The sequence below is a fragment of the Methylorubrum podarium genome, from assembly GCF_022179745.1.
Lineage (GTDB): Bacteria > Pseudomonadota > Alphaproteobacteria > Rhizobiales > Beijerinckiaceae > Methylobacterium > Methylobacterium podarium.
Genome location: NZ_BPRD01000345.1, coordinates 1 through 7,708 on the forward strand (window position 1 = coordinate 1; position 7,708 = coordinate 7,708).

Here is a 7,708-nt window from a genome sequence, read left to right on the forward strand (position 1 = left end):
GCGCAGGACGACGCGGCCGACCGGCGCCGCCGCATCATGGCGATCGTCGGTTCCTCGTCGGGCAATCTCGTCGAGTGGTACGACTTCTACTGCTACGCCTTCTTCGCCCTCTACTTCGCCCCGGTCTTCTTCCCCGAGGGCGATAGCACCGGCCAGCTTCTCAAGTCGGCGGCCGTCTTCGCGGTGGGCTTCTTCATGCGGCCGATCGGCGGCTGGCTGTTCGGGCGCATCGCCGATCGGCTCGGGCGCAAGACCTCGCTGATGATCTCGGTGCTGATGATGTGCGGCGGCTCCCTCGCCATCGCCCTGCTGCCGACCTACGCCACGGTCGGGCCTCTCGCACCGGTGCTGCTCGTCCTCGCGCGGATGGTGCAGGGCCTCTCGGTGGGCGGCGAGTACGGCACCAGCGCGACCTACATGAGCGAGGTCGCCGCCAAGGGGCAGCGCGGCTTCTACGCGTCGTTCCAGTACGTCACGCTGATCGGCGGCCAGCTCCTCGCCTCGCTGGTCCTCGTCGTGCTGCAAAGCCTGCTCACGGCCGAGCAGCTCACCGCCTGGGGCTGGCGCATCCCCTTCGTCATCGGTGCGCTGGCCGCGGTGATCGCCCTGTTCCTGCGCCGCTCGCTGTCGGAGACGATGAGCGCGGAGAACAAGGATTCGAAGGAATCCGGAACCTTCGCCGGCCTGTTCAAGCACTGGCGCGCCTTCGCCGTGGTGTTCGCCTATACGGCCGGCGGGTCGCTGTCGTTCTACACGCTGACGACCTACATGCCGAAATACCTCTTCAACACCGCGCATATGGACAAGGTGTCCGCCTCGCAGATCACCACGGCGGCCCTGTTCGTCTACATGGTGATCCAGCCCTTCTTCGGCTGGCTCTCGGACCGGATCGGCCGGAAGACGAGCATGCAGCTGTTCAGCGGGCTCGGCATGGTGATGATCGTGCCGCTGATGTCGGCGATCGGCGCCACCACCAGCCCGGTCCTCTCCTTCGGCCTGATCATGATCGGCCTGATCGTCATCAGCTTCTACACCGGCATCAGCGGCATCGTGAAAGCGGAGCTGTTCCCGACCCAGGTGCGCGCGCTCGGCGTCGGCCTGTCCTACGCGGTGGCCAACTCGCTGTTCGGCGGGACGGCGGAGGCGGTCGCGCTCTGGCTCAAGCAGGCGGGCGCGGAGAGCAGCTTCTTCTGGTACGTCGCGGTGCTGCTCGCGGTCTCGTTCGTCGCCTCGCTGCTGATGCCGAACCCGAAGCGCCACGGCTATCTCGACGGCGACGGCACTGTCGAGGAGGCGCTGGGGCGCAAGGCGAGACCCGCCCTCGCCTGATCGGCGAGGGAGCATCGTCCCGAAAGCCGGCGCCCGCCTTTCGGGACGATGCTCAGGGTCAGCCGAGGCGCAGGATCGCCCGCGCCTCGGCCGGCGTCGCCGGACGGGCGCCGTGCTCGGCGCAGATCTCGGCGGCCAGACGGACGAGGTCCGCATTGCCGTCGGCGAGCCGCTCCTTCGAGCGACGCACGTTGTCCTCCAGGCCCGTGCGCACGCCCTCCGCGCCCCGCGCCAGCGCCCAGCCCATCACCGGGCTCTGGAAGCGGCCGATGCCGAAGGCACCCCAGGTTGCGCCCGGCAGCAGGCGCCGGGTCTCCGCCAGCAGGATGTCGAGCAGGTGCGGGTCGGGCGGCAGGGCGTTGCGGATGCCCATGACGAACTGGACGTGGGGCGCGGCGGCGATCACGCTTTCGTCCACGAGGCGGCGGGCATTGTGGAGATGGGTGAGGTCGAACACCTCGATCTCCGGCGAGACGCCCTCCGCCCGCATCCGCCGGCCGAGCGCCGTGAACGAGGCCGCCGGATTCTCGTAGACGCCGTCGCCGAAATTGACCGAGCCCGTGGTGAGCGAGGCCATGTCCGGCCGGTGGATCAGGCAGGCGCCGCGCTCCTCCGGGTCGGAGCCCGCCCCGCTCGTGGAGAACTGCACGATCATGTCCGGGCAGTGCCGGCGGATGCCCTCCTGCACCCGCCCGAACCGCTCGGGATCGAGGGACGGACCCTCGTCGTCCCCGCGCACGTGGATATGGGCGAGCGCCGCACCGGCCTCGTAGGCGGCGTGGGTCGACTCGATCTGCTCGGCGGGCGTGATCGGCACGGTCGGGTTGTCGGCCCTGCGCGCGACCGAGCCGGTGATCGCCACGGTGACGACGACGGGTCTCATCGAGGCCGGCCCGTCAGCCCAGCGCCTGCTCGACGGCGCAGCCGCAGGTCTGCGTGTCGGCGCTGCCGCCGAGGTCGCGGGTGCGCAGAGCCTGCTCGGAGAGCACCCGCTCGATGGCGGCGACGATCTCGGCCGCGGCCTCGCGCTCGCCGAGATGCTCCAGCATCATCGCCCCCGACCAGATCTGGCCGATCGGGTTGGCGATCCCCTGGCCGGCGATGTCCGGGGCCGAGCCGTGCACCGGCTCGAACACGGACGGGTAGAGCCGGTCCGGGTTGATGTTGCCGGACGGCGCGATGCCGATGGTGCCGGTGCAGGCCGGCCCGAGATCGGAGAGGATGTCGCCGAACAGGTTCGAGGCCACCACCACGTCGAACCGGTCCGGGTTCAGCACGAAATGCGCGGTCAGGATGTCGATGTGGTACTGGTCCCACCGGACATCGGGGTAGCCCTGGGCCACCGCCCGCACCCGCTCGTCCCAGTACGGCATGGTGATCGAGATGCCGTTCGACTTGGTGGCCGAGGTCAGGTGACGCTTCGGCCGGCTCTGCGCCAGCTCGAAGGCGAACTTCAGGACGCGATCGACGCCGTGGCGGGTGAAGATCGATTCCTGCACGGCGAACTCGCGATCGGTGCCGGGGAACATCCGCCCGCCCGCATTCGAGTACTCGCCCTCGGTGTTCTCGCGGACCACCCAGAAGTCGATGTCGCCGGGCTTGCGGCCGGCGAGCGGGCTGGCGACGCCGGGCATCAGGCGCACCGGGCGCAGGTTGACGTACTGGTCGAACTCGCGCCGGAACTGGATCAGCGAGCCCCAGAGCGAGATGTGGTCCGGCACGCGGTCGGGCAGGCCGACGGCGCCGAAGAAGATCGCGTCATGGCCGCCGACGCGATCCTTCCAATCCTCGGGCATCATCCGCCCGTGGGCGTCGTAGTAGTCGCAGGAGGCGAAATCGAACCAGTCCTGCACGATCTCGAAGCCGTGGCGGGCGGCGGCCCGCTCCAGCACCCGCACCCCCTCCGGCACGACCTCCTTGCCGATGCCGTCGCCCGGGATCACCGCGATCCGGTAGCTGCGCTTCGTCCCGCCCATGCTGATTGCCTCGTGTCGGCCCCCGCGCCTCACTTGCGCCGACAGCCCACGAGGTCAATGGCCGGCGACGGATCAGTTGATCGAGCCTGTGGTCTCGCCGGGGCAGGCCTGCTGCGCGCGGGGGCGCAGGACGCGCTTCAGGCGCAGCGGCTGCGCGCCGTCGGCGCCGTGCAGGGTGCCGACGAGCGCGTCGGGTCCGGCGATGCCCTCGAAGCGGACGGGGCCGGCGCTCGTCTCGACCTGGAAGGCGACGGTCTTGGCGCCGTCGTCGATCGTCACCACCGCCTCGATCGGAGCGGGCAGGCCGGCGCCCTCGATGACGAGGTTGTCGCCCTTGGGCCAGCGCTTGAGGGTGATGCGCCGGCCGGCCTGCGCGCCGTCCTCCGGCATCGTGCAGAGGTCGGCGTAGACGTAGGTGCCGGAGACCCAGCGCGTCTGTGCCGCCGCCGGGGCGGTGGCCGCGGTAAGCAGCGCGACACTGGCAAGGAGGCCGCTGCGAGCGAGATGGCCGGCGGACGTCATGTCGATCCCTTCGTCAGGCGGTCTGCGCCGCCCGGGACATGAAAGAATCGGGCCAGATCCGGTTCCCGCACCGACCGACCGGAAGGTGCGCCGCGGCACGCTGGCCCCGAGCGCATCGTCCTTTTCCGAAAGCCGGTGGTCACCTCTCGGGACGATGATCTAACCCGCGCCCGCGGCCTGCCACGCTTCGCGTCCGGCCCGGTCGAGCACCGCGAAATCCTCGTCGCTCAGGCGCAGCTGGGCGCCGGCCGCGTTCTCCGCGAGGTGACCCGGATCGCCGGTGCCGGGGATCGGCAGCATCACCGGCGAGCGCTTCAGGAGCCAGGCGAGCGCCACGGCGCCGCCGCTCGCGCCGAGGCGTCCGGCGATCGCTTCCAGGGCGGAGCCGGGGCCGGTCAGCGATCCCTTGTCGAGGGGCGCCCAGGGAATGAAGCCGATGCCGTGCCGCTCGCAGAAGGCCAGCACCGCCTCGCTGGTGCGATCGACGAGATTGTAGCGGTTCTGCACGCTCGCCACGGGGAAGAATTTTTGGGCGGCCTCGATGTCCTCGACCGAGACCTCGGAGAGGCCGACATGGCGGATCAGGCCCTCCTCCCGCATCCGGGCGATCGCCTCGAACTGCACCTCGCGCGGGCAATCCGGCCCGATCCGGTGGAGCTGCCACAGGTCGATGCGCTCGACGCCGAGCCGCCGCAGGCTCATCAGCACGCATTGTCGGAGGTAATCGGGGTTGCCGACGGGGCGCCAGATATCGGGGCCGTGGCGGGTCAGGCCGCCCTTGGTGGCGATGACGAGACCCTCGTAGGGATGAAGCGTCTCGCGGATCAGATCCTCGCTGACGAAGGGGCCGTAGCTGTCGGCGGTGTCGATCAGGTCGATCCCGAGGTCGGGCACCGCCCGCAGCGTCGCCTTCGCCCGTTCGCGATCCGGCGGATCGCCCCAGATGCCGGCCCCGGTGACGCGCATCGCGCCGAAGCCGAGACGGTGGACGGGGAGATCCCCGCCGATGGCGAAGGTGCCGGATGCCGCGACGCTGGCCATGCCTGTCGTCCTCTCGGTTGCTTGCCCCGTGGGGCGCTCGACGGACTGATATCGGGCCCGCCCGGGCCGGCGTCAGGGGGACGGCACGAAAAAGCGCCCGCTGGACGGAGCGGGCGCGAAGTCAGGGGATCGCAGGAAGTCCGAGAACGGGGCGGGGCCGTCGCCGGCCCCGGCCGCCGGAGGGGATCAGCCCTCCTTCTTGTTGAGCGCCACGGCGACGAACCGGGTCTGACCCTTGGCGCTCTTCACCCGCATCAGCACCGCCTTGCGGCCGTTCGACTCCGCGGCGCGGATCTGCGCCTGGACGTCGGAGGGCTTCGAGACGCTGGAGCCGGCGACGTCGAGGATCACGTCGCCCTGCGCGATGCCCTTGGCCGCCGCCGGACCGTCGGGATCGACATCCATCACCGCCACGCCCTCGTCGCCGAGGCCGACATCGCTGGCCGGCGCGAGGCTCAGGCCGAGCCGGAGCTGCCCGCCGGACGAGCTGTCGCCGCGGCTCGCCACCTTGCCGTCGGTCGGCAGCGTGCCGAGCTCGACCGTCGCAGTGTCGCTCTTGCCGTTGCGCAGGTAGGCGAGCTTCACCTCGGTGCCGGGCTTGAGGCCGGCGATGCGGCGCGACAGCTCGCGGGCATCGTTGACGGGCGCGCCGTTGACCGATTCGATCACGTCGCCCGATTTCAGCCCGGCCTTGGCGGCGGGGGTGCCGCTCTCGGCGTGATCGACCAGGGCGCCCTTGGCCTTGTCGAGGCCGAGCCCCTCGGCGATGTCCTTCGTCACCGGCTGGACCTGCACGCCGAGATAGCCGCGCACCACCTTGCCGTCGGTGCGGAGCTGATCGACCACCGCCTGCACCGTCTCGGCGGGAATCGCGAAGGCGAGGCCGACGGAACCGCCCGACGGCGAGGCGATCGCCGTGTTCACGCCCACGACCTCGCCGTTGACGTTGAAGGTCGGGCCGCCGGAATTGCCCTTGTTGATCGGCGCGTCGATCTGGAGGAAGTCATCGTAGGGGCCGGCGCCGATGTCGCGGCCGCGGGCCGAGACGATGCCCGCCGTCACGGTGCCGCCGAGGCCGAACGGGTTGCCGATGGCGACGACCCAGTCGCCGACCCGCGGGGCGGCCTTGCCGAACTGGACGTAGGGGTAGCTGCCGCCCTCGGTGATCTTGAGGAGTGCGATATCGGTCTTCGGATCCTTGCCGATCACCTTCGCGTCGAGGGTGCGGTTGTCGTCGAGGGTGACCTGGACCGTCTTGGCCTTGTCGACCACGTGGTTGTTGGTCACCACGTAGCCGTCGCCCGAGATGATGAAACCCGAGCCGACCGCGCCGCGCTCGCCGCGCTGCTGCGGCATGCCGCGCCCGCCCGGACCGCCCTGTCCGCCGCCCTGGCCGAAGCGCTTGAAGAACTCGCGCAGCTGCGGCGGCACCTGCTGCATGTTGGGTCCGCCGGAGCTGTCGTCGTCATCGTCGGCGCTGTTATCAAGCTTGACCTTCACGGCGACGACGCCGGGCTTCACCTTGTCGACGACGTTGGCGAAGGAGCCCGGCGGGTGCTCGGGGGCCTCGATCGGAGTCTTGGGCAGGGCCTGGGCGTAGGCCGGCGTGGCGGGTTCGGTCAGGCCGAACCCAACCGCGCCGCCCGCGACGAGGGCGGCCGCGGCGACGGAGGCGTAGGCACGACGGCGGACGGTCATGGTCATGGAGGTCTCCGAAGGACAATCTCGAGGTTCGCATCCGTGCCGGGCAGCGGGCAGCGATCCGTCGGAAGACTCCTAGAGGCCCGAGCCTGACGGCCGGATGGCGCGAAGATTACGGTTTGGACAGGTCCGGCCCGGCCTCGGGACCGGCCAGGCTGGTTAGGCCCGCCCGCCAGCGCAGGTCGGCGAGGAGGCCGGCCGGGTGCGTGTCGAGCACCGGCGTGATCGGCAGTCCCGCAGCGTTCAGCAGGCCCGCCGCCCAGTGATTGCAGACGTTGCTGTACGAGAAGCGGCCCTGCCCGGCGTAGAACAGGCTCGGTCCGTAGAGGCCCGGCCCGAGGGCGGCGGGCTGTCCATCGGTGAGGCGGAAGCCCGCGTCGAGGCGGGCGAGGAGCCGGGCGAACCCCGCCGGCGAGAGCGGCACGGCGACGATGTCGGCCCGCGGGAAACTCTCGCGGACGGGGCGCGCGAGGCCGACGACCTGGATCACGCCGTCGTTCCCGCCGGGCCGGAACAGGGCCGAGAGCGCGAGCCGCCAGTCGAAGGCGGCGAGCGTCGGCGTCGCCCGGTAGAAGCGCGCTTCGCCCCAGCCGAATTCCAGCGTGTCGTAGGCGCGGAAGCGCGTCGCGATGTTGCGCAGGGCCGCGCCGGCCCCCTCCCCCGTCAGGCTCTCGCGGCGCAGGACGAGGCCGGAATGCCAGCCGTGGCTGACGAGGAACACGGTCTCCGTGTCCGGGCCGGAGGGCGGGTAAAGGCTCGGGTCGCCGGCCCGCGCGGTCCAGAGCGTGAACGCGAGAAGAGCGGCGGCCAGTCCGGCAAGGGCCAGAGCCAGCCGCCGCAGTGTCTTCATGCGTCGCTGAGGCGGGCCAGCGCTTCCTCGATCTTGACGAGCCGGGCGGCTTCCGCGTCGCGGCGCTCGCGCTGCTCGTCCACCACCTCTTCGGGCGCGCGGGCGAGGAAGTCGGCATTGCCGAGCTTGCCCTCGATCTTGCCGATCTCGGTCCGCGCCTTCCCCGCTTCCTTCTTCAGCCGCGCGACCTCCGCGGCGAGGTCGACGATGCCCTCCAGCGGAAGCGCGGCCACGCTGCCGCGCACGAGGAGCTGGACCGCGTTCTTGGGCGCGGCATCGGCGAAGCCGA

7 protein-coding genes and 1 pseudogene are annotated in these 7,708 nt (G+C 71.0%); 1 reads left to right on the forward strand and 7 read right to left on the reverse strand.

The features are described from left to right. On the forward strand, positions 1-1,329 hold a 1,329-nt coding region (locus tag MFF42_RS17030), incomplete at its 5' end, for an MFS family transporter (RefSeq protein WP_238256807.1). 58 nt (positions 1,330-1,387) lie between these two features. On the opposite strand, the gene MFF42_RS17035 is transcribed toward MFF42_RS17030, so the two are convergent. From MFF42_RS17035 to MFF42_RS17065, 7 genes and pseudogenes are all read right to left on the reverse strand, one after another. Further along, positions 1,388-2,212 (reverse strand): 3-oxoadipate:acetyl-CoA acetyltransferase, encoded by an 825-nt coding sequence (locus tag MFF42_RS17035; protein WP_238256808.1) that lies wholly within the window; start codon positions 2,210-2,212, stop codon positions 1,388-1,390. A gap of 13 nt (positions 2,213-2,225) precedes the next feature. Next, on the reverse strand, positions 2,226-3,305 hold the full coding sequence (locus MFF42_RS17040; RefSeq protein WP_238256809.1) for a tartrate dehydrogenase: 1,080 nt from the start codon (positions 3,303-3,305) through the stop codon (positions 2,226-2,228). Positions 3,306-3,377: 72 nt separating this feature from the next. After that, complete coding sequence (locus tag MFF42_RS17045) at positions 3,378-3,827, reverse strand: hypothetical protein (RefSeq protein WP_238256810.1); 450 nt, start codon at positions 3,825-3,827, stop codon at positions 3,378-3,380. Between the two features lie 159 nt (positions 3,828-3,986). Further along, positions 3,987-4,868 (reverse strand): aldo/keto reductase, encoded by an 882-nt coding sequence (locus tag MFF42_RS17050; protein ID WP_238256811.1) that lies wholly within the window; start codon positions 4,866-4,868, stop codon positions 3,987-3,989. A gap of 186 nt (positions 4,869-5,054) precedes the next feature. Continuing rightward, positions 5,055-6,572, reverse strand: a complete 1,518-nt coding sequence (locus MFF42_RS17055; protein WP_238256812.1) for a Do family serine endopeptidase — start codon at positions 6,570-6,572, stop codon at positions 5,055-5,057. 109 nt (positions 6,573-6,681) lie between these two features. Next, positions 6,682-7,419 carry a DUF2459 domain-containing protein gene (locus MFF42_RS17060; protein WP_238256813.1) on the reverse strand — a complete coding sequence of 246 codons (738 nt, stop codon included), beginning with the start codon at positions 7,417-7,419 and terminating at the stop codon, positions 6,682-6,684. After that, positions 7,416-7,708 (reverse strand): annotated as a pseudogene (locus MFF42_RS17065) (valine--tRNA ligase); the annotation flags it as partial. The pseudogene MFF42_RS17065 and the gene MFF42_RS17060, both read right to left, overlap by 4 nt.

Excerpts from the sequence above, each read along its gene's own strand:
- MFF42_RS17035 (WP_238256808.1), bottom strand. The coding sequence starts at position 2,212 with ATGAGACCCGTCGTCGTCACCGTGGCGATCACCGGCTCGGTCGCGCGC.
- MFF42_RS17040 (WP_238256809.1), bottom strand. The coding sequence starts at position 3,305 with ATGGGCGGGACGAAGCGCAGCTACCGGATCGCGGTGATCCCGGGCGAC.
- MFF42_RS17045 (WP_238256810.1), bottom strand. The coding sequence starts at position 3,827 with ATGACGTCCGCCGGCCATCTCGCTCGCAGCGGCCTCCTTGCCAGTGTC.
- MFF42_RS17050 (WP_238256811.1), bottom strand. The coding sequence starts at position 4,868 with ATGGCCAGCGTCGCGGCATCCGGCACCTTCGCCATCGGCGGGGATCTC.
- MFF42_RS17055 (WP_238256812.1), bottom strand. The coding sequence starts at position 6,572 with ATGACCATGACCGTCCGCCGTCGTGCCTACGCCTCCGTCGCCGCGGCC.
- MFF42_RS17060 (WP_238256813.1), bottom strand. The coding sequence starts at position 7,419 with ATGAAGACACTGCGGCGGCTGGCTCTGGCCCTTGCCGGACTGGCCGCC.